Raw genomic sequence first — 21,842 nt, forward strand, 5'->3', positions numbered from 1 at the left:
CCGATATGTTTTTATATCTGTTTCTATGTATTTTTTGTAATAATAATTAAGAGCTTCTTTTCTGAAGGTTTTATCTCTTCTGTTAAAAGTAGAGAATAATGTAGAAAGCCAATTATATTTAATACGGTTCTTTAATCTTTTTATTGAATCTTTATCTTCAGGAGAAACAATTATGCTGGATAGTTTTACTTTCTTTAATATGTCTACTAGCAGCAGTTCTGAAACGGTTTTTTAGTTCGTTGAAGTTTTTCTTTTCACCAATTTGTTCATAAAGAGGAATCTTTCCAAAGAGATCTACATTTAGTGTTTCAGAAATATATTCATGAAGAAAAGAATGATTTCCGGTGAATAATAAATTTTTATCCTTTTCAATAGTTATGGATAATTTTTCTTTAGGTTCTAAAAATATATTGATAGTTCTGGATAGGTTTGAACCGTTGATTGAAATAGAGTTTACCCCTGAAAATTCTTTTTTACTCTCATTGTTAAGCTTTACAGACTGATTATTATTCTTTATCATCACAGACTCATTGGTTGCATTGATAACTGTAATATTTTGGCTCTGTAGTGTTATAAAACAAAATAAGAGGATACCGAAAGTTATCCTCTTATTTAAAAACGAATATTTCATATTCTAAAATATAAAATTATCTGTTAAGTTGTTTGGTTTTCAGCCAATACGATGTTGACTGATATGCTGAAATGGCATCATCCACTAGCTTTTGATCTGTGTTTTTTAATAGCTTCTCATCATAATACAGTTTGAACGCAGGTGCTAAATTACTCTTTTCCAGTTCCAAAGAGTATTGTTTTGCTTTTTTAACAGGAGAAATGATGGTTAAACGATTGTCTTTTACAAGTCCAAGGTCTTGATAAGTAGCAATATATGCCTTAGGCTGAAATTCTGGTTTGAAAACATCCTGTCCCAGAAATTTAGATTTATAGCTGAAGTTCAATAAACCGAAAAGAGTAGGCATTAGATCAATCTGTGACATCAAGGTATCAAACTTTTGTGGCTGAATAAATCCTTCTGAGAAGATCATTGCAGGAATTCTGTATTTGTCCATAGGAAGCTCTGTTTTTCCTGCACTTGAAGCACAATGGTCTGACACAATTACAAAGACCGTATTTTTATACCAATCCTGCTTTTTTGCCATATCGAAAAACAGCTTTAAAGAGTAATCAGTATATTTTACACCTCCTTCACGGGATTTAGCTGTTCCCGGAATATCAATTCTTCCATCAGGATATGTAAAAGGTCTGTGATTGGAAACGGTCATCCAGTGATTAAAGAACGGTTTTCCCGATTTTGCTTCGGCATTCATTACCTTAATCGCTTTTCTTGCCATATCTTCATCAGCAACACCCCAAACATTAGCAAAGGTTATTTCTTCCGGTTTAAAGTTATTTCTGTCTACAATATCATATCCATTTCCTCCAAAGAAGTCCTGCATATTATCGAAATAACTATATCCACCATAAAGATATTTAACATCATATCCTTTTGATTTGAAAACACTTCCGGTCGTGAATTTGTTCTTGTTATCATCTCTTTTAATGATACTTTCTCCAGCCGTAGGAGGAATACAAAGGGTTAAAGCTTCCAAGCCGCGTACAGTTCTGTTTCCTGTAGCATAAAGATTGGTAAACATAAGTGATTTTTCAGCAAGACTATCCAGGAATGGGGTGATCTTCTGAGTATTTCCATAATGTTCAAGGAAATCTGCGGAAAGGCTTTCAATAGAGATTAAAACAACGTTTTTCTTTGCCTCAGGCTGTTCTGCAACAATGTTTCTGGATAGTGTATGTTGTGGATACTGGCTTAAGAAATTCTTTTCTGCCTGCTGTTGATCAAGTTGTGAATAGAATTGGAAATAGTCCAGTTCATTATGAGTAAATGCCCAATAGAATTTAGGAATTCCGTTAGCTTCAATTTCATCAGCGAAAACGTTATCGGACTTTATTTGCATTAATGAAGGAATTACCATTAAACTGACAGCGCAGAGAATTGTAAATGTCCCCAGTAAGATCAATTTCTGTTTAAAGTTTGGAAGCTCAAGCAATTCATCCTTTGTCTTTTTATAGATAAACCATGTAATAGTAAGGGTAACAATCAGTATGGCTGAAAACAATGGAACTACAGGATAACTTTCCATGATGTTTCCAATCACTTCATTGGTGTAGATCAGATAATCTACCGCGATAAAGTTATAGCGTACTCCAAATTCATTGTAGAAAAAGTATTCACTTACTCCGTTGAATATGATTGACAGAACATATAGAAGTAATGTGATAAAGTATAACACATTACGGATTTTGATTCTTTTTGTAGGAAGGAAAAGCATTAATCCGAAAAGGAATGTTTTTAATCCAACAAAAGCAAGTGCAATTTCCGTTATTGAGCCACCGTACTGTTTGAAAATATTATTAGGAATCAACCAAATGTAAAGGAAAAATAAAACCAAAGCACCAAAAATAATATAGCCGTAAGGTTTCTTATATTTTGAATTGGAAAGAAACAAGAAATAGAGGGCTAGTAGGGCACTGGCTAAGATAAAGACAAAAAAATCATTGACAATACCTACAAAGAGTACTTTAATCACCTCAAAGAAACTGAAACTAGCAGTGGTAATGGGATGAAAAAAGAATACTGTTCTTATAATTAGAGATAGAATAAGATAAAAAACTCCTAAATACAGGAATGGTTTTACTTTTTTTAGAAACATGGATTTATGGTCTATACGATTTTCGCAAAGATAGTTGTTGTATACAACTTTTAGCTTAAAAAAAGTAAAACATACTATTTATTAATAAGATTTTAAGAATATAAGGTAGTGATTTAAACAGATGTTTAATGGATTTGGCATTATTTTAAAACCTTTCAACAAAAAAGGACTATTAAAAAAATAGTCCCATATATTGTTAAAGTATATCAAAGTTTAAGAATGTCCAAAACCGATATTTCCTTTTTTATCAGATAGATTCTTTTTGAAATCAATCATTCTTAAAGCAGTAACTGCTGCTTCAACACCTTTATTTCCAAGGTCGCCTCCGCTTCTAGCGATAGATTGTTCCTTTGTATCATCTGTTAATACACAGAAAATAGTAGGAGTATCCGTCATGATGTTACAATCCTTAATACCTTGTGCTACTGCAGAGCATACATAGTCGAAGTGAGGCGTTTCACCACGGATTACGCATCCGATAGAAATTACTGCGTCGTATTTTCTTTCTTTACAAAGCTGCATACTTGCATAGCTCAATTCAAAAGCTCCGGGAACAGGGAAAAGCTTAATGTTTTCAGGTTTTACGCCTTCTTTTTCAAGAATTTCCAAAGCTGCGTCACGAAGATTGTACGTTACAAAATCATTCCACTCAGAAAAAACAATGCCGATAGAAAAATCTTCGGCATTAGTTATATGAAGTGGCTTGTAATCGGAAAGATTAACTGTTGCCATTTTTTAATAATATTTAGTCATTTCAATGTAAGAATCAGACATTCCGTTGTCATAATCCTGGTATTTCTCGTCAATTGCAGAGAAGTATTTTTTAGCTTCTGCATTTTTCTTTAATCCTAATGCTACGATACCTGCTTTTCTTGTGAAGAAATAAGTTGTATATGGATCATCAGAAGCAGTAGCTGCTTTGTCTAATAGTGATAAAGCTTCATCATTTTTATTCAATCCTGACTTCGCATCTGCCATAGCACCATATTTCATTGCTACTAACGTTTTGTTGTCTGAAGAGAATTTATCTAAAAGATCATAAGCTTCCTGAAATTTTCCTTCTTTGAACTTCAATAAACCAGCGTTGTAAGCAGATAATTGTCCGATGCTTGTTCCAGAATATTCATTAGCCGTACCAATGAAACCTGGGTTTGCAGCAGATTTTCCACCTAAAGCTTCTTTCTCTTTATTTTCATTAAGATTTTTCTGAGCAGCAAGGAAACTTTTTACAGCTTCAACATTTTTAGGAGCAACTACAAATTGCTTATATCCGAAGAATCCTAAAACTCCTAAAACTAAAACTCCAAATACAATACCTAAAGGTTTTGAATATTTTTCAAGAAATCTCTCAGTGTTTAAGGCTTCTCTGTCAAGGTCTTTGAAGAACTCAACGGTTTCTTTACCTTCTTGCTCGTTCTGAGCATTCTTTCCCAATTTTGCCATAAGTTTTTAAAAATTGAATTGCAAATTTAATTGTTTCTTAGAGATTTACAAAATACTTTTAGAGCATTGTTCTATAAATGTTATGAATTATCAATCATTAACAATAAAAATGCCTCGAAAACATAGTTTACGAAGCATTAATTTTTTTGTCTGTGTAGATTAATATTCTAAAATGTGGTAAACTTCTGCACCGAATTTTTTTAGTTTTTCATCGCCATTCAGTCCTTTTAAGCCAATCAGGAAACTGAATTGAGAAACAGTTGCGCCTTGTTTTTCTACTAATTTAGCGGCTGCTTCCGTAGTTCCTCCTGTTGCCAAAAGATCATCATGAATTAAAACCCTTTGTCCGGGCTTTATTTGTCCTTCGCGGGTTTCAATGATAGCACTTCCATATTCCAGGTCATATTTTTCTGAAATGACTGGTGGTGGAAGTTTTCCTGCTTTTCTTATTAAGATAAAAGGAACTTCTAAAGCTACTGCAATAGCAATTCCGAAAAGATAACCACGGCTTTCTATTCCGCATACTGCATCTACTTTTCCTTTACTGTTGGCAGCAAGGTCTGCAATTACATCTTCATAAAGTTTAGGATCTAAGAAAATAGGGGAAATATCTTTAAACTGAATCCCGGGAATGGGAAAGTCTGAGATATTTTCAATTGTTTCTTCTAATTTTCTGATCAGTTCTGGTGAAGCCATTTATGGATTGATTTTATAGCTGGAAATTTTCCAGTCTCCGTTTACATTTTTAAGTCCGAAAGTTACTTTCAGAGAAGTTGTTTTACCGCTCTTATCCGTTACATCATACGTAGCGTTTACACTTGCGCCATTAGCATTAGAAGCACTTGTTGTAATGTTTTTTACACTTACATTTTTTACTGCACCAAAACCAGAGTTAGGATTAGAGAATGACTCATAGCTTCCCCAGCTTGGATTATTGGATGCGTCATAAGCTGCTTTTAGATTTTGAGAGCTTACACTGCTCAAGAACTTGCTAACTGTATTTTTAGGATCTGCAGCTGGCTGTTTTGGAGCCGCTGGAGCAGTAGGTGTTGCTGTTGCAGGATCTGTTGTTGCAGATGGAGTAGTGGCGGATGGATTATTTGGATCTACCACAGCACTTGGTTGTTGTACAACAGCTGCTGTATCTGTTTTAGGAACTGCTGGAACTTTCAGGGCTGCTGCGTTTACATCAAGCCCGATTTTTGACATTTTAAAGGTCTTTGCAGTTGTTTTTACTGAAACTGTAATGTCGATTTTATTATCTATCACTTTAGATGCCGGAATAGAAGAGAACTTAAGGTTAAACCCTTTAAAGTTGTTATCCTGCATTAAGTTTTTAGCTGTAGAAAGTCTTACCCCGTTGCTGAATACTTCCAATGTAGCTTCAAGCCCAGCTCCAGTGAATGATACAGGGTTTCCGGCAGCATCTACAAGTCTAGGTACAATTTGAATAGAAGTAGGTGCACCGCTTCCGTCATCACCAGTTGGTCTTGTGACAATGCTTAATGCTCCAGCTTTTACATCATTCGGATCGCTTTCTTTAGCTTTATCATCCCCGAAGATATTCATTTCACCTAGAGATGGCGGGTCAGTACTTACCCATTCTATACCATTTTTTTGAGCGACTTCGTCAGCAAGAGTCATGATCTCAGGAACTTTCTTTCCGTTAATCAGTTTTCCAAGAGCTTTTAACTCATTTACATCACCATCAGCCTCTACACCAAATGTTTTAAGGATATAAAGAGCTTCATTAAACTTAATCTGCTTAATGGTTGGTAGGCTGGAAGTCATATCATTAATACTTGACTGCAGCGTTTTAGTATTCGTAGCATCTACATGATCTTTCTTACATGCTGTAAAAAGCAACAGACTGAAAACAAGTAGAAAAGAAAACTTTTTCATTTTTATTTGGTTTGTTGCAAATTTAGTAAAACCTTTATTAATAGTTGATTTTATTTTTTGTTTTGTTTTTCCTGTAGATCGCCTTTAAAGAAACTACTGAAAATAGTCTGCATATTAGGGAATGAAGCGTCTTGCCAGTATTGAGTTTTATAATTGCTTATTTCTGTATTGAATTTTACACTTTCCATCTTATTCTCATTGCTGAAGCTGATTTCAGTAGTGTAAAAATTTTCATAGGAAATAACCTGATTATAGTCTTTCTCACTTTTATGTTTTAGCTTAATATATTCTATTTCATTAAATTCAAGAAGGTCTTTGAGGGTTTTCTGAGAATTTTTTTCAAAAGCAATATTTTGAATACCTCTTAAATCAAAAAATCGGAATCCAAATAGTGCAAACTCTTTTTTCTGAAGATATTCTCCTATAACTTCTATTTCATCTTTTGAAGTTCCTTTAAGTTCTTTAATTCTTGTATTCTTCTTTTTAAATTCTTCAAGATTACCTACCTTTTTCAGTTTAGGAGGATTCAGCGAGTTTCCATAGTCCCAGCTTGCTGTTTGTTTTTTTTCTTCTTTTGGGTCATTCAGTCTGAAAATTCTGTATTGTTCAACATTTGTACTTTTTAACTTTTTCGTTTTATTATCAAAAATATAGGTAATGACTCCATCCGCATAACCATTTAATTTGCTGTTGACCGTAACATATGAATTGAAGTTTCCTTTAATAAGAATATATTTTGCCGGTTTATTATTCTTGATTACTACAGTTTCTATTTCTTTTACCTGATCATTGATTTTGATGACAGACTGGTCTAGTTCTGAATACGAAAGATTGGCAACCGGAAAATTATTATAGACTAATTGAAATTTCTCCTGGGAAGGGGATAATGATTGTTTTTCAATTTTACCATCAGTATCTGAATAGGCGAGGATACTTCCATCTCTGCCAAATACTGAAACTTTAGAAAGCGGTTTATTCGTTTTTTCGGATATGAATGTAATAGTCTGCGCATTTGTAAAGACGGAGATTAGACTAAAGATAATGTAGAACAGGTAAATTCTTTTCATAGAAGGAGCTTATTTTGGTTTTAAAGATGAAGGCAGTCTTACTTAATGTGAGAATGAAAAATGATTGTTCTAAAAGACAATTATTCACCTCATGGCATAAAAAAAGACTGATCGTTTTAACAATCAGTCTTTTAGAATTTTATTTTGTTACAAGCTCCTTAGAAAGGATACTCATAAATTTCAGATTCGTGTAGGTAAGGGTTTCCTGTAGGGATCAACTTCAGTTTAGATAAAGCTGAAAGTACAGTAAACATAAATAGTCCAGCTACGAATAGAACCGCTCCCAGGATTAACAAGAATACTTCAGGAGTGTTCCAGAATGGTCCTACCGTTCCTGGCATTACCATGTTGAAGTAATCTAAAAGGTGTCCTAAGATAACTACTACTGCCATTGTGGTAACCACTTTGTAGTTTCTCTTGATGCTGCTACTTACTAATACCAATAGTGGTAATAAGAAGTTAATAATCAACATTGGTAAGAATGTAGTACCGTAGTGTTGGAATCTTCCAAAGAAGTAGTTAACCTCTTCCGGAACGTTTGCATACCAATAAAGCATGAACTGAGCGAACCATGTATATGTCCAAAGCATACTTGTAGCGAAAAGGAATACTCCTAAATCGTGTAAGTGATTATCATTGAACTGTGGTAAGAAACCATTTTTCTTAAGGTAAACACTTAATAGAATGATTACAGCAATACCACTTGAAAGGCAACTAACCATTGAATACCAGATATACATTGTAGAATACCAGTGAGGGTCAATAGACATCAACCAGTCCCAAGCCCAAGCAGCAGAAGCAAATCCGAAGAATGCGATATATCCTACTGCCCATCTGTAAAGCATTTGATACTCAACTTTAGATTTAGTATCATCCACTTTTTTAGACTGAGCTTTAAGTTTCCATGCGAAGAAAGAAGCACCTACTACGTAAATGATCGTTCTGATAGCATAGAAAGGTATGTTTAAGAATCTTTTCTTTTCGAATAAAATTACGTCAAAGTGTGCAGATTCAGGATTCGTTAATTCCGGATCCATCCAGTGGAATAGGTGACCATTGTGAGTGATATTTAAAATCATCATGATAACCAGAATAGCACCTCCGTAAGGAATATAAGAAGCAATAGCTTCCATTACTCTTGTAATAATAATTGGCCAACCAGCGTGGGCAGCATGCTGAATACAGTAAAAAAACAATACAGCACAACTTACTCCAAAGAAGAACACAGCTACAAAGTGCAGCGATGCTAACGGCTGGTTGTGTACTTGCATAGTAGCATGCTCTAAGTGAGCAGCATGATCCTGCGGTCCAACCATTTCACTTGAGTGTGTAGGAGCATCATGTCCAGAAGCGTGAACAGCTTCCATCATGTGTTCTATTTGCTCAGTAGAAAGTCCTTTGTTCATAAAGAAACCAATACCAAACAGAACTAAACCTACAACAAGAAGTATGATAGAAGTTGATTTTAATTTTGGTGAAAAACTATACATTTCTTTTCTTATTTTTTAGTTTCGGTAGTCGTTTCAGTTGCTGGTGCCGCCGCTGTAGCTGCTGCCGGTGCTGCTGCTCCTTTTTTGAAAGCACTCATCACATACATAGCTACTCTCCATCTGTCTCCTGCGTTTAATTGTCCCGCATAAGATCCCATGGCATTTCTACCGTTTGTTAATACATAATGAACAGACCCTACTGTAAGCTCTCTATCAGCATAGTTCGGCACTCCGGAGAATGCTCCTGTTTGTACAATTGGTCCTTGTCCATCACCTCCTGTTCCGTGACATGCAGCACAAGTGTGGTCGAACAATACTTTTCCTCTTTCAAGATCCTTAGCTGCATTAGCTGGGTTTAGAGGAGAAGCAGTAAGTTTTTTAGAAGCATCATAACCTGCGTTGTACTCGTCAACATTCTTTGGTTTCAACCCTTCTTCAAAAACTCCATCTTTATTTTGAGCAACTGATCCTTCTACTGGAGAAAGACCTGTTGCACCATTATTTCTAACAAAAGCCGGGATTTCATTTTCATGATCTGAATACGCATCCTGAGCTTTCATCAATGGATCATAAGCTACCGGAAAATACATGTCCGGGAAGTATACCAATGGAGTGTTCTCCTTTGGTCCGCAAGAGTTAAGTAAAACTGTTGTTAAACCTAAAACTGCTGTAATTCTTAATACGTTCTTTTTCATTTTAAGCGTCTTTAACAGTTATTTCTTCAACTCCAGTTTCAATTAGCAACTGCTTTACAGATTCTACATCTTCAGTTACGAATTCCATCATGAATTTATCGTCAGTAGTTCTTGGATCAGGATTCTGAGCTGGAGCTCCTGGATACATTTTGTTTCTAACTAAGAAAGTTAAAGACATCATGTGAGCTGCACAGAATACCATTAATTCAAACATTGGAACTACGAATGCCGGCATGTTGTGTGCCCAGTCAAAAGCAGGTTTTCCACCGATGTTCTGAGGCCAGTCATGATTCATCACATACCAAGTTATTGTAGCACCAATGGTAACCCCATAACAAGCATAGATGAAAGCTGCATCAGAAATTCTGGTTTTCTTTAACCCTAAAGCTTTGTCTAGTCCGTGAACCGGAAACGGAGTATAAACCTCGTTTATTGCGATTCCTTTATCGTTGAATGCTTTAACGCCGTTCATTAAATCGTCGTCGTCAGCATAAAGTCCGTATACAATTTTAGTGGTGCTCATCTCCTTCTTTTGCTTTATAAGTTTCACCTGAGATTTTCAAAATCGATTTTAATTCAGCCTGTGCAATTACAGGGAATGTTCTTGCATATAATAAGAATAATACAGAGAAGAATCCGATAGTTCCTAAGTATACACCTACATCAATGATCGTTGGCTTAAACATTGTCCAAGATCCTGGTAAGTAGTCTCTAGAAAGGTTGATAACGATGATATCAAAACGCTCAAACCACATACCGATGTTGATGATCAATGCAACAATGAATGTCCAGATAATGTTCGTTCTAGCTTTTTTGAACCAGAAAGAAGCAGGAACCACAAGGTTACAGATAATCAATGACCAGAATGCCCACCAGTAAGGTCCTACTGCAGCACCTGGAGAAAGGTAAGTAAAGTCTTCAAATCTAGATCCTGAATACCATCCGATGAAATATTCAGTAGCATAAGCTACAGTTACCATACCACCTGTAAGTACGATTACGATGTTCATAATTTCGATATGATACATTGTAATATATTCTTCTAAGTGACATACTTTTCTAGCAACCAACAATAGTGTTTGTACCATTGCAAATCCTGAGAAGATCGCACCAGCAACGAAGTAAGGAGGGTAGATAGTTGAGTGCCATCCTTTAATTACTGAAGTCGCGAAGTCAAAAGATACGGTTGTGTGTACTGAGAATACAAGTGGAGTTGCTAAACCTGCAAGAACCAAAGAAAGTTCTTCGAATCTCTGCCAGTGTTTTGCTTTACCACCCCAACCGAATGCAAGGAAAGTATAAATCTTCTTAGTCCAAGGAGTCTTAGCTCTATCTCTGATCATTGCAAAGTCAGGGATAAGTCCCATAAACCAGAATACAGTTGATACAGAGAAATACGTAGAGATCGCAAATACGTCCCAAAGTAGAGGAGAGTTGAAGTTCCCCCAAAGAGAACCGAATTGGTTTGGTAATGGGAATACCCAGTATCCTACCCAAACTCTACCCATGTGAATTACAGGGAAGATTGCTGCCTGTACAACCGCAAAGATCGTCATCGCCTCTGCAGATCTGTTTACAGACATTCTCCATCTCTGTCTAAATAATAATAATACCGCTGAGATTAGGGTTCCGGCGTGACCGATACCTACCCACCATACGAAGTTGGTAATATCCCAACCCCAGTTAATAGTTCTGTTAAGCCCCCATGATCCAATACCTGTTCCGATAGTATAAGCGATACATCCGAATCCATAGATGAATAGAACTAAGGCTGCATATAATGAAATCCACCATAATTTACCTGCTCTTTCTTCGATAGGTCGTGCAATATCTTCTGTGATATCGTGATAAGTTTTGTGACCAATAATTAGAGGTTCCCTTATCGGAGCTTCGTAATGTCCTGACATTTTTTACCTATTTATTATTTAAACTTTATTTTTCTACTCTGTTTCTTACTTTAGTGTGATAGAACACGTTTGGTTTTGTTCCGATCTCTTCAAGTAAATAATATCTTCTGTTAGAGGCATATACCTTTCTAATTGAAGAATCTTTATCATTCATGTCTCCAAATGTCATTGCACCAGTAGAACAAGCTTTAGAACAAGCTGTCTGGAATTCTCCATCCTGCACTCTTCTTCCTTCTTTCTTAGCCTCAAGAATTGTATTCTGAGTCATTTGGATACACATTGAACATTTCTCCATTACCCCTCTAGTTCTTACAACTACGTCTGGGTTAAGTACCATTCTTCCTAAATCGTTGTTCATGTTGTAATCGAACTTGTCATTTAGGTTATAAGTAAACCAGTTAAAACGTCTTACTTTGTACGGACAGTTGTTTGCACAATATCTAGTACCGATACATCTGTTGTAAGCCATATGGTTTTGACCTTGCTTACCGTGTGAAGTAGCCGCTACCGGACATACAGTTTCACATGGAGCGTGGTTACAGTGCTGACACATTACTGGTTGGAAGATTACATCCGGATTATCAGCAGGGTGGTTTAATGCACCTCCGTCTTTGTTGAATGCAGTACCATACAATTCAGGTACAGCCATTCCTTCTTTTAATCCTTCATATACTTCTACTTTCTGTCTTGAAGAATAGTAACGGTCAATTCTTAACCAATACATATCTCTAGACATTCTTACTTCTTCTTTACCTACTACAGGAACGTTGTTCTCAGCTTGACAAGCAATGATACATGCTCCACAACCTGTACAAGAGTTCAAGTCGATAGATAAGTTGAAGTGAGGACCGTCAGTATCATCAAATGCATCCCAAAGGTCGATCTTTCTTGCTGGAAGAGCTCCACTGATTGTGTGGTATTCCAAAGGTTTATTCCATCCTTTGTGCTCGTCATCAAATGGTACATTGATGAATTCAGCTAAAGGAACTTCTTTAGCGATTTCGTAACGACCCATTAATGTATTTTGAAGCTGGATACCTGCGAACTCGTGATCTTCTCCTGTTTTCTCAATTTTAACACCTGAAATAGCAAGGTTAGAACCATCGAATAGAGGATAAGCATTTACACCAGTATCTGCTGTAGCTCCTGAGTTTTTCTTACCATATCCAAGAGCAAGACCTACTGATCCTTCTGCTTGACCTGGCTGTACGAATACAGGAACGTCTTTTATTGTAACTCCGTTTACAGTAAGGTTTACGATAGAACCATCTAACTGCATTCTTGCGTTAAGATCGTTATCAATAGCAAACTTTTCTGCGTCTTTTGGAGAAATTGTCAAGTAGTTATCCCAAGCCATTCTAGTGATCGGGTCAGGTAATTCTTGTAACCAAGGGTTGTTTGCCTGAGTTCCGTCTCCCATAGAAGTCTTAGTGTATAATACTAATTCTAATTCAGAAGCTTTGAAGTTTCCTAATTCAGCAACAGCCTGTGCAGCGTTTCCACCTGCATAAGATAATGTTGTTGAGTTAGTAGAAGGATTGATACCGTTGTATAATGCTTTGTTGAAAGAAGTACCACCTAAAAGAGAAGCAGAGTTTGCTTTTAAATAATCGTAGTAGTTATTTGCAGCATTGTTCTTACCATTTTTCCATACCAATAGAGATTCTTCAATCTGTCTTGATTTGTAGATCTTTTGGATCGTAGGCTGCATTAATGAATATACTCCAGTCTGTGGTTCGATATCTCCCCAAGACTCTAACCAGTTAGCAACTGGGATAACAGCCTTAGCTGCTTTGTACATTTCATTTTTCTTATCAGCAACAGCGATTACGTAAGGAACTTTAGATAAAGACTTTTTGAAGTCTTCTCCTTTTGGATGAGCATAGATAGGATCTACGTTGTTTGTAATTAATACACCAACTTGTCCACCGTTTACCCATCCTAGGAATTCCTGGTATCTTGCACCGTTGAATTCTTTTAGGAAGTTTGCTTTACCTGTGAAAGCTACTGAACCTAATTTTTGGTTGATTAAGTGAGCTAAAACCTGTGCTCCTTTAGAACCGTCAGCGAAAACGACAGCCTTGCTACCTTTTGCTTTCAATTCGTTTGCAATTTCAGTAGCAGTCTTATCAGAAGTACCACCACCTACGATTGCATTGTAAACTTCAACTAATGTTTTGTTTACTGCACTTGGTTTTAATCTATATCTTGAGTCAGCATTAGCACCAGTTAATGACATGTTAGCTTCCACTTGGATGTGTCTCAACATGTTTGCTCCCGGTTTTCTAGCTGCTGCATAAGAAGACTCTAAGCTTGATGCGTTATAGTCCCCTAAGAAATCAGCTTGGAAAGAAACTACCAATTCAGAACCGTTAAGGTCATAAACAGGTAATGCTCTTTGCCCGAATACTTCCTGAGCAGCATCTAGTCCTGCAGAGTAAGGGAAAGCATCGAATGTTACTAATTCAGCTGTAGGATATTTTGCTTTGAATTCAGCAAATAACTTTTTGAAAGTTGGTGAAGCAAAAGAGTGTGATAGAACCACAATCTTTTTGCCTGACGCTTTTGCTTCTTCTAGACCTTTAATAACAAAACTATCTACTTTATCGAAAGTTTCATCTTTACCGTCTAGTTTAGGCTGCTTTACTTTATCGTTATCATAAAGAGAAAGTACACTTGCCTGAGCTCTTGCGTTAGTTTTACCTAAATCACCACCAGCTGGGTTTGGTTCAATCTTGATTGGTCTACCTTCACGAGTTTTTACTAAAACACTAGCAAAGTCGAACCCATCAAAATATGTTGAAGCGTAATAATTAGGGATTCCCGGAATAATATCATGCGGTTTTACCACATAAGGAATCGTTTTGATTACCGGAGCTTCACAAGCAGCTAATGTTACTGCTGCTGTAGAGAATCCTAGTAATTTAAGGAAATCTCTTCTTGAAGTACTTGATCCGTTTGTCTCAGCATCTCCAAGGAAATCTTCTACCGGAATTTCTTCCTGAAACTCTTTCTGAGCCAGCTTATTATTTAAAGCTGGATCTTTAAGTTCATGAATACTTCTGAATTGTATTTTGTTTGAAGCCATTTATACTTCTAATTTTTTAGTTATTAATAATGACATTTACCACACTCAAGACCTCCAATTGCATCTACCGTGATTTTACCTCCATCTTGTGGATATTGTTTTTTCAACTTGTCGTGTAGATTCTTGAAGTACTCTTTATTATAACCGTTGTTCATATCAACCTCAGTCGTTCTGTGGCACTCGATACACCATCCCATAGTAAAGTCGTTAGCCATCTGAACAACATTCATTGTATCAATTTTTCCGTGACAAGCTTTACATACAACATCAATTTTGTTGTTAGGATTCTTTTTGTTGAAAGAATTGATGATCGCTTGTTCACCAGCAATTACGTGCTGAGAGTGGTTGAAGTAAACGAAGTCTGGCATGTTGTGGATTCTTGTCCATTCAACCGGTTGTGTTTTTCCTGTGTACTGTTGTTTCGCAGGATCCCAACCTGTAGCCGCATAGATCTTCTGGATTTCTCCATCATAGAATGCCTTATCTTTTCCTGGCTCCATGTAGTGATCTGCGTTGTATTCAGAAATTGTTCTGTGACAGTTCATACAAACGTTCATAGAAGGAATTTCAGATACCTTTCCGTATTTAGCACTAGAGTGACATAATTGACAGTCAATTTTTTGTTCTCCAGCGTGGATTTTGTGTGAGAAGTAGATAGGCTGCTCAGGCTTATAACCTTTGTAAACACCGATCCACATTAGCCAGTTCCAAACTCCGTAAGCAGCAAGAATAGCAAGAATAGCTATTAATCCTTTTCCTACATAGTGGAACTTCTCATACATTTCCTTGAACGAACGAACTCTCGTTTCGTTAAGCCCTGTCAGTTCTTCAGATTGACCCAGTTTCACTAATTGTCTTAGTTTCACCAAAATCCAAACTAATAAACCAGCGATTGCTAATAAGGAAATGATTACAATGTTTGTAGTAGATTTGTCTGCAGGAGCTGCTGTATCAGCGCCAGCTGCAGGAGTTGCTTCCGTTTTTTTCTCTTCCGGAGCTGGTGGATTAGTAGTGAAAGCTAAAATGTCGTCTATATCCTTATCTGTAAGATTTGGAAAGACCTGCATTTCAGTCTTATTATACTTTTCAAAAATCTCATTGGCGTATTTATCCCCAGAAGCTCTAAGAGCTTTGTTGTCTTTGATCCACTTGTGAAGCCAATCTTTGTCTACACCACCTTCTGTCTTTACACGTTCTACAACCCCTTTTAATGGAGGTCCTACAACTTGTTTGTCCAGCGCGTGACATGCAGTACAATTCGCTTTGAAAAGTTTCTCTCCGTTTTTAGGATCGCCGTCTTGCCCGTAAAATGAAGCACTGGTTGATAGCAATAAGCCTATTGCGATCAACGTTTTTTTATAATGCTTTCTCCAACTAATCATTTAAATTATCTTATGTTAGTAAATTATTGAACATTCAATCAATTCCGCAAAAATAATATTTTTAACAGAAATTTAACGGCATATCTAAAAGGGAAAATATCATTTACGTTTAATTTGTATTGATTCTAAATAACCTGTTTGGTATAGTTTTTTAATTTGTATAAATTTGCGGAAACAAGTTTAAATGAGAAATTTGATCAAAATATTTTCGATATTATCATTATTTGGTTTTTATAGTATTGAAGCCCAGCAGGTTGTTAAAAAAGATACGCTTTCAGGAACGGAGCTTGTCATGACAATGGATTCTAAAATAAGTGCAGCCTTGGAAGGAATCGAAGGCAAATGTTCTAAGGTGGCTACAAATAATTCCACCAAAGATTATAGCAATAATGATTCTGCTATCTCTTCAGGAGCGATTACCAAACCTCCAAAGATTTATGTACCGAATAGGGAATTGACTAACGCTGAAATCTGTAAGAAAAATCCTAGAATTTTGGGATATAAAATTCAGATTACAACGGTGAAAAGTAATGAAGAAGCAAACGAAGTAAAGTCTTATTTCAGGAAGAGATTTCCTAATCTGAAAGTAGAAACAGATGCTTCTTTAAGACCGAATTATAAAATTCTGGCAGGAAGTTATTTCACTAAACAAAGTGCTTCTGGAGATCTTTCAAGAATCAGAGAATACTTCAAATCTGCGGTTGCTGTACAATATAGAATTTTCTGTGCTGAAGCAAAATAGAATGAATAAATTTAGGTGTAAGAAATATAAAAGCTGAGAATTTTCTCAGCTTTTTTTTATTGATAATAAGTTTCTAAAAACCAAAAAAATTCTGACATTCTAGTGATGTTATTTGAAAGTAAATAGACGAATAATATACTGACTGTTAAAGTTAAGAATGCAGTCATTTTTGATGATGATCTGTAAGTGTAGAACAGCCATCCTATGAGTATTGGGTATACGAAAACGAAGTGTCCGCCATAGATATAAGAAGTATGCAACCCGAATCTCATGATGCAATGAATGATGATGTCTATGAAAAATGAAATGGCGATTATCTGCACCCATTTATTTTTAAAATTCTTTATATAACTCCAACTTACCAGCAGTAATATTACGGATACAAAAATATAAGGAAATACTGATGAATAAAGGTCCATATAAAGAGCTTTAAAGTGAAATCCTTTCATATTGTGCTTGTCTGAAATAATGAAACTCGGAAATAATATATTGCCTCCGAAAAAGAAAGAAATAATCATGTCCCAGGTTGGCATAGACTCTACATTGGAAAACTTTTCATATTGTTGGTTTGTCTTTGAAAAGATATTCTGATACTTGAAATCAATTCTGTTGAGATAGAGTAATGCGTATATGATGATAGCGATTGATCCTCTTAAAATGGCGCTTGCTATTTTCTTCCAATCTTTAAAAAGTTCTTTTTCAAATAATACAGGAATAAAAACTTTTACAATGTTTGTAACGGTAAGTCCCCCGATCGTAATACTTGCCATTGATAGTGCTCCTGCAGGTATTTTTTGTTCCCTTTTTAGCTTTATGGCAGCGTAGTAATTGTAAAGTGAAAGGAAAAATAGGGTGTAAGTAAAATTTTCCGGAGTAAAAGAAAGAATAATATTTGTTGAAAATATTCCGAAGAATAAAGTAATCAAAAGACTGTAAAATAAGGGAAGCCGGATAATGTTCTTTAGGTATTTAAAGATCTGAACAATATTTAACGTAATGATAATATTGCTCAACCAAGCTAATGTAAGTCTGAAATTTACATCCATTTTTCCACCTGATATGAAAAGACAGAATTCTCTGATCCAATTGAAAAAATAATAAGAGAGCGGGTGTCTTTCAAAACTACCTCCGGTCATTAGAATTGATTTGTTATCAAAGCTGAAATAGGCATCCCATGGAATTCTGCTGTCAAAGATGATTCTGTAATGGACAGCAATGTAAGAACCCAAAATTCCATAACAGGTAATGAAAAAAAGGAAAACAGCTAATTCTGTATAGGAGGATGGGAAAACCAACCTGAAAAAATGAATGAATTTTGTTTTGATAAGAGACACGGGTCAAATTTTTTGCAAAAGTAAAATAAAAAACCACCAAAGTAGGTGGTTTTATTAATATTGTTAATTACTAAGAGCTGCAAGAAAGAGTAGAGCACCCCGCTGTGTCATCATAACCGGAAGGTCTTTTGGAGGAAAACTCAGGGAATAACTCCTGATATGGATTTTTAAGCGCCTTGGTTAATTTTTCAAGCAGTTCTGTTTTTCCGTTTTCAATTTCCTCAATGCATTCATAAAGAAGATAATTTCTCAAAGTGAATTTTGGATTCGATCTTTCCATCATTTTTAGAGATTCTTCTCTTGAAATTGTATTAGATTTCAATCGTGATTCGTAGCTTTCAATGAAGTTTTTAAGTTTATTACTATTTTCTTCATTCAAAAAAGTGTAGGAAGCATTACTGAAATGCTCTTTGATGTCAACGTTTGAAGTTAATTTTTCCAATTGATTAAAAAATAGGGTGTAGTCAAATTGAAGTTCCTGCATCAATCCCTGCCAGTTGGTGAAAAATTCTTCATCGTTTTTTTTCAGTTCATCAAAGCCGAATTTTCTGCAAAGCATTTTGTCGTGGGCTTCCCAGAAATAATTTCCATATCTGTTTAAAGTGTCTTCCAAAAATTTTTCATCTTTGATCATAGGGTGGAGTGCATTGGCGAGTTGCCAAAGATTCCACTGGGAAATCTGTCCTTGTTTTCCAAAGGCATATCTTCTTCCCGGAAGATCGGTGGTATTTGGTGTGAAATTTAAATCATATTCATCCATCATTGAATAAGGACCATAATCGATCGTTAATCCTAAAATGGACATATTATCGGTATTCATAACACCGTGTACGAATCCTACTCTGAACCATTCTACCATAAGGTTGGCAGTTCGGGTACAGATATTTTCAAAAAAGTCCTTGTATTTTTGGGAGTCTGTGGAAGTAATTTCAGGAAAATAATTTTCAATGGTAAAATCCAGCAATTCTTCCAGGGTGTTGTATTCTCTTTGGGCAGACATGAGTTCAAAATGACCAAAGCGCAGAAAACTTTCAGCTGTTCTTATGACTACTGCTCCTTTTTCCAATTGAGGATTTCCGTTATACATAATATCACGAACGACCTCTTCACCTGTGAATGCAAGGCTTAAAGCTCTTGTTGTAGGAACTCCTAAATGAAACATTGCTTCACTCATCAGATATTCTCTTACCGAAGATCTGAGAACGGCTCTTCCGTCTGCATGTCTGGAATAAGGTGTCGCGCCGGCTCCTTTCCATTGGATTTCTGTTCTTTTTCCTGCATCATTTGTAATCTCTCCCGCTAAAATTGCTCTTCCGTCTCCAAGTTGTCCTGCCCAGTTTCCAAACTGATGTCCTGCGTAGGCTGTAGCATAGGTCTGAATATTTTCAGGAAGATGATTTCCAACGAGAAAATCAAGGTCTTTTTTTTCGTACTTTCCTAATCCTATTTCTTCTGATAATGCTTCATTAAAAGCTATTAGCTGTGGTTTTTCAAAGCCGGCCGGCTTAATTGTAGAGAATAAAACTTTTGGAGTATTTCTCTGCATTGGATTGTTGGAAGTGTCTCCTGGAAATATTTTGATGAAAGGCTGTTGGATGCGTTCGATATTCATACATCAAAGGTATTAATTATAAAAGAAAAGACCTTCCAAATTATTGAAAGGTCTTATGTATATCTAAAAGAGAATTTATTTATTGAAGTCTACCTCATCGTTAGAATGAAGGTTTTCATTGATGTTTTCTTCTTTCTTTTCTGTAGGTTTCTTGGGAGTAGGGTCTGCTGCTCTTGGATTTTTGATCTCGTCAATCGTTTGAAGACTTCCGTCATCGCCGTATCCGCCGCCTAGTCCTTTAAGGTTTGAACAGCCGTCTTTCCAGTCAGAAGGCTTGATAAACTTATCATCAGGAGTTACTCCCAGTGTTTTGTCTGCCCAAACTTTCTTCATGAAGATTGCCCAGATTGGTAATGCCATTCTCGCACCCTGTCCTTCACCGGTTCCGAAGAAGTGGGTTGCTCTGTCTTCCCATCCAACCCAAGCTCCTGTTGCCAGTTTTGGTGTAATACCCATGAACCAACCGTCTGAGTTATTCTGTGTAGTACCCGTTTTGGCAGCAATTTCAACTGCTTTTGAGATTCCTCTTCTTCCAAGTTCTCCTGATGCAGTACCGTATTGTGCAACACCTTTCATCAATTCGATCATTGTGTAGGCATACATTGGGTTCATTACTTCTTTAGGCTCTACGTTTACCTCTTTGATAACTCTACCATTGGCATCTTCAATTCTCCAGATCATTTCCGGTTTGTTGTGGTTACCGTAGTTTGCGAAGGTACTGTAGGCACCTAGCATTTCGTAGATTGTAATATCTGATGAACCTAAGGCGATGGTATTGTTTCTAGGAATATCTTCCGTTACTCCTAGATCTCTTGCTGTCTGGATAACGGCATCTACCCCTGTCATTTCAATAAGTCTTGCTGCAATCGGGTTTTGAGAGTGTGCTAAACCATCTTTTAATGTAAGCATTCCTCCTCTTCCCGGTACATGCCATCCGTTGTGGTCATATGTTCCGTTGGAAACTGTAGAACAAGGTGTCATGCCTAATTTCATAATTGCTGTTGCATATACGAAAGGCTTGAAGGTAGATCCTACCTGTCTTTTACCTTGTTTAATGTGATCATATTGGAAGTGTTGCCAGTCAATACCACCTACCCAAGCTTTGATCTCTCCGGTTCCTGGAACCATTGACATTAAACCTGCCTGTGCAATTTGTTTGTGGTATCTGATAGAGTCCCAAGGTGACATTTCAACCTCTTCCTCACCATTCCATGTAAATCTTGAAGTTTTGATAGGCTTTTTGAATTCCATCATAATGGAATCATCCGGCATGCCATCAGCTTTTAACAGTTTGTAACGTCCGGTTCTTTTCATTGCCTGAACCATTACATCTTTGATTTGTTTATCTGTAAGGTAATAGAAAGGTCTGTTCTTTCTTCCTCTTTGTTCAGCATCAAATCTTTTCTGAAGATCAGTTAAGTGCTCCTTGATTGCTTCTTCTGCATATTTTTGCATTTTAGAATCAAGAGTAACATAGATTTTTAAACCGTCTTTGTAAAGATTAAGTTTTTTACCTGTTTCTTTTTCGTGAGATTCAAGGTATTTATCAATCTCTTTTCTAAGATAGAACTTATAATAAGCGGAATATCCGTCAGTAATGCTCTTAATAGGGTGGAAGTCTACTTCAATAGGAGTGTTCGCTGCTTTTTCATAAGTTTCAGCATTGATATATCCGGTTTTCTGCATCTGATCCAATACCACATTTCTTCTTTCCTTTGCTCTTTCAGGATATCTGTAAGGGTTGTTTTTTCTTGGGTTTTCAAGCATTGCTACAAAAGTTGCAGCTTCCGGTAATGTAAGCTCAGAAGTTTTCTTATTGAAGTAAACTCTTGATGCCATTTCAATACCGTTTGCATTGAATAAGAAGTCGAACTTATTGAAGTAAAGAGTGATAATTTCTTCTTTAGTATATCTTTTTTCAAGACTTACTGCCACTACCCATTCTTTTAACTTTTGAAATGCTCTTTCAAATTTGTTTTGAGAAGCTGTTCCTGTGAAAAGAAGTTTAGCAAGCTGCTGAGTAATGGTAGATCCACCACCACGACCACCACCGTACACTACGGCTCTGGCAACTGAGTATAAGTCAATTCCTGAGTGCTCTTTAAAACGCTCATCTTCTTTAGCCTGAAGGGCATAGATAAGGTAAGGAGGAAGATCCTTATAAACGATAGGCTGAGTTTTTTCTTTCTCAAATTTACCTAATGTTACCCCGTCTGAAGAAATAATTTCAGAAGCAACAAAGATGTCCGGGTTTTCAAGTTCTTTTACATCTGGCATTTCTCCAAGGAATCCTTGAGAAACAGAAAAGAAAAGTCCTGAAACTCCTAAAACTACCGCAATGAGTGCAATCCAAATAAATGAAACCCATTTTTTCCAGGAGGTATCTTTCTTTTTTTTGGGAGGCAGAGGAAATGTTTTCCCCTTGCTTCCTGCATTTTTTTTGTTTTCTTCCAT

At 36.3% G+C, this 21,842-nt stretch carries 17 protein-coding genes; 1 reads left to right on the forward strand and 16 read right to left on the reverse strand.

Annotation, left to right across the window (positions count from 1 at the left end; translation table 11 throughout):
• Positions 1 to 157 precede the first annotated feature (157 nt).
• From BW983_RS11030 to BW983_RS11090, 13 genes are all read right to left on the reverse strand, one after another.
• Positions 158 to 520 (reverse strand): hypothetical protein, encoded by a 363-nt coding sequence (locus BW983_RS11030; RefSeq protein ID WP_076552011.1) that lies wholly within the window; start codon positions 518 to 520, stop codon positions 158 to 160.
• A gap of 127 nt (positions 521 to 647) precedes the next feature.
• Entirely contained in the window at positions 648 to 2,726 is a 2,079-nt protein-coding gene (locus BW983_RS11035) for an LTA synthase family protein (RefSeq protein ID WP_076552012.1), read from the reverse strand.
• A gap of 213 nt (positions 2,727 to 2,939) precedes the next feature.
• The gene (ribH, locus tag BW983_RS11040; RefSeq protein WP_065395674.1) at positions 2,940 to 3,458 is read right to left on the reverse strand and encodes a 6,7-dimethyl-8-ribityllumazine synthase; all 519 of its coding nucleotides are present in this window, start codon (positions 3,456 to 3,458) and stop codon (positions 2,940 to 2,942) included.
• Positions 3,459 to 3,461: 3 nt separating this feature from the next.
• Complete coding sequence (locus BW983_RS11045) at positions 3,462 to 4,169, reverse strand: YfgM family protein (RefSeq protein WP_076552013.1); 708 nt, start codon at positions 4,167 to 4,169, stop codon at positions 3,462 to 3,464.
• A gap of 159 nt (positions 4,170 to 4,328) precedes the next feature.
• A complete protein-coding gene (locus tag BW983_RS11050; RefSeq protein WP_076552014.1) occupies positions 4,329 to 4,865 on the reverse strand; it encodes an adenine phosphoribosyltransferase in 537 nt (178 codons plus the stop codon).
• Positions 4,866 to 6,071 (reverse strand): NTF2-like N-terminal transpeptidase, encoded by a 1,206-nt coding sequence (locus BW983_RS11055; RefSeq protein ID WP_076552015.1) that lies wholly within the window; start codon positions 6,069 to 6,071, stop codon positions 4,866 to 4,868.
• Positions 6,072 to 6,121: 50 nt separating this feature from the next.
• The gene (locus BW983_RS11060) at positions 6,122 to 7,138 is read right to left on the reverse strand and encodes a hypothetical protein (protein ID WP_076552016.1); all 1,017 of its coding nucleotides are present in this window, start codon (positions 7,136 to 7,138) and stop codon (positions 6,122 to 6,124) included.
• A gap of 158 nt (positions 7,139 to 7,296) precedes the next feature.
• A complete protein-coding gene (locus BW983_RS11065) occupies positions 7,297 to 8,628 on the reverse strand; it encodes a hypothetical protein (protein WP_045491796.1) in 1,332 nt (443 codons plus the stop codon).
• A gap of 8 nt (positions 8,629 to 8,636) precedes the next feature.
• The gene (locus BW983_RS11070; RefSeq protein ID WP_076552017.1) at positions 8,637 to 9,323 is read right to left on the reverse strand and encodes a c-type cytochrome; all 687 of its coding nucleotides are present in this window, start codon (positions 9,321 to 9,323) and stop codon (positions 8,637 to 8,639) included.
• A gap of 1 nt (position 9,324) precedes the next feature.
• A complete protein-coding gene (locus tag BW983_RS11075) occupies positions 9,325 to 9,846 on the reverse strand; it encodes a DUF3341 domain-containing protein (protein WP_045491790.1) in 522 nt (173 codons plus the stop codon).
• Entirely contained in the window at positions 9,833 to 11,230 is a 1,398-nt protein-coding gene (gene nrfD, locus BW983_RS11080) for an NrfD/PsrC family molybdoenzyme membrane anchor subunit (RefSeq protein ID WP_045491788.1), read from the reverse strand. Before nrfD ends, BW983_RS11075 begins: the two co-directional genes overlap by 14 nt.
• Before the next feature lie 25 nt (positions 11,231 to 11,255).
• Entirely contained in the window at positions 11,256 to 14,318 is a 3,063-nt protein-coding gene (locus BW983_RS11085) for a TAT-variant-translocated molybdopterin oxidoreductase (protein ID WP_076552018.1), read from the reverse strand.
• A gap of 23 nt (positions 14,319 to 14,341) precedes the next feature.
• Entirely contained in the window at positions 14,342 to 15,700 is a 1,359-nt protein-coding gene (locus BW983_RS11090; RefSeq protein ID WP_076552019.1) for a c-type cytochrome, read from the reverse strand.
• Positions 15,701 to 15,884: 184 nt separating this feature from the next.
• On the opposite strand from BW983_RS11090, the gene BW983_RS11095 reads away from it, so the two are divergent.
• Positions 15,885 to 16,442, forward strand: a complete 558-nt coding sequence (locus tag BW983_RS11095; RefSeq protein WP_076552020.1) for an SPOR domain-containing protein — start codon at positions 15,885 to 15,887, stop codon at positions 16,440 to 16,442.
• A 56-nt stretch (positions 16,443 to 16,498) separates the two neighbouring features.
• On the opposite strand, the gene BW983_RS11100 is transcribed toward BW983_RS11095, so the two are convergent.
• From BW983_RS11100 to BW983_RS11110, 3 genes are all read right to left on the reverse strand, one after another.
• Positions 16,499 to 17,776, reverse strand: a complete 1,278-nt coding sequence (locus BW983_RS11100; protein ID WP_228408999.1) for a DUF6080 domain-containing protein — start codon at positions 17,774 to 17,776, stop codon at positions 16,499 to 16,501.
• A 70-nt stretch (positions 17,777 to 17,846) separates the two neighbouring features.
• Positions 17,847 to 19,388, reverse strand: a complete 1,542-nt coding sequence (locus tag BW983_RS11105) for a protein adenylyltransferase SelO (protein WP_076552021.1) — start codon at positions 19,386 to 19,388, stop codon at positions 17,847 to 17,849.
• A 75-nt stretch (positions 19,389 to 19,463) separates the two neighbouring features.
• A complete protein-coding gene (locus BW983_RS11110) occupies positions 19,464 to 21,842 on the reverse strand; it encodes a transglycosylase domain-containing protein (protein WP_076552022.1) in 2,379 nt (792 codons plus the stop codon).

The organism is Chryseobacterium ureilyticum (assembly GCF_900156735.1).
Classification (GTDB): domain Bacteria; phylum Bacteroidota; class Bacteroidia; order Flavobacteriales; family Weeksellaceae; genus Chryseobacterium; species Chryseobacterium ureilyticum.

What these genes read in the sequence shown, in the direction of transcription:
- BW983_RS11030 (WP_076552011.1), bottom strand. Translation starts at nt 520, where the DNA reads ATGATAAAGAATAATAATCAGTCTGTAAAGCTTAACAATGAGAGTAAA.
- BW983_RS11065 (WP_045491796.1), bottom strand. Translation starts at nt 8,628, where the DNA reads ATGTATAGTTTTTCACCAAAATTAAAATCAACTTCTATCATACTTCTT.
- BW983_RS11095 (WP_076552020.1), top strand. Translation starts at nt 15,885, where the DNA reads ATGAGAAATTTGATCAAAATATTTTCGATATTATCATTATTTGGTTTT.
- BW983_RS11105 (WP_076552021.1), bottom strand. Translation starts at nt 19,388, where the DNA reads ATGAATATCGAACGCATCCAACAGCCTTTCATCAAAATATTTCCAGGA.
- ribH (WP_065395674.1), bottom strand. Translation starts at nt 3,458, where the DNA reads ATGGCAACAGTTAATCTTTCCGATTACAAGCCACTTCATATAACTAAT.
- BW983_RS11075 (WP_045491790.1), bottom strand. Translation starts at nt 9,846, where the DNA reads ATGAGCACCACTAAAATTGTATACGGACTTTATGCTGACGACGACGAT.
- nrfD (WP_045491788.1), bottom strand. Translation starts at nt 11,230, where the DNA reads ATGTCAGGACATTACGAAGCTCCGATAAGGGAACCTCTAATTATTGGT.
- BW983_RS11050 (WP_076552014.1), bottom strand. Translation starts at nt 4,865, where the DNA reads ATGGCTTCACCAGAACTGATCAGAAAATTAGAAGAAACAATTGAAAAT.
- BW983_RS11070 (WP_076552017.1), bottom strand. Translation starts at nt 9,323, where the DNA reads ATGAAAAAGAACGTATTAAGAATTACAGCAGTTTTAGGTTTAACAACA.
- BW983_RS11060 (WP_076552016.1), bottom strand. Translation starts at nt 7,138, where the DNA reads ATGAAAAGAATTTACCTGTTCTACATTATCTTTAGTCTAATCTCCGTC.
- BW983_RS11090 (WP_076552019.1), bottom strand. Translation starts at nt 15,700, where the DNA reads ATGATTAGTTGGAGAAAGCATTATAAAAAAACGTTGATCGCAATAGGC.
- BW983_RS11055 (WP_076552015.1), bottom strand. Translation starts at nt 6,071, where the DNA reads ATGAAAAAGTTTTCTTTTCTACTTGTTTTCAGTCTGTTGCTTTTTACA.
- BW983_RS11110 (WP_076552022.1), bottom strand. Translation starts at nt 21,842, where the DNA reads ATGGAAGAAAACAAAAAAAATGCAGGAAGCAAGGGGAAAACATTTCCT.
- BW983_RS11085 (WP_076552018.1), bottom strand. Translation starts at nt 14,318, where the DNA reads ATGGCTTCAAACAAAATACAATTCAGAAGTATTCATGAACTTAAAGAT.
- BW983_RS11035 (WP_076552012.1), bottom strand. Translation starts at nt 2,726, where the DNA reads ATGTTTCTAAAAAAAGTAAAACCATTCCTGTATTTAGGAGTTTTTTAT.
- BW983_RS11045 (WP_076552013.1), bottom strand. Translation starts at nt 4,169, where the DNA reads ATGGCAAAATTGGGAAAGAATGCTCAGAACGAGCAAGAAGGTAAAGAA.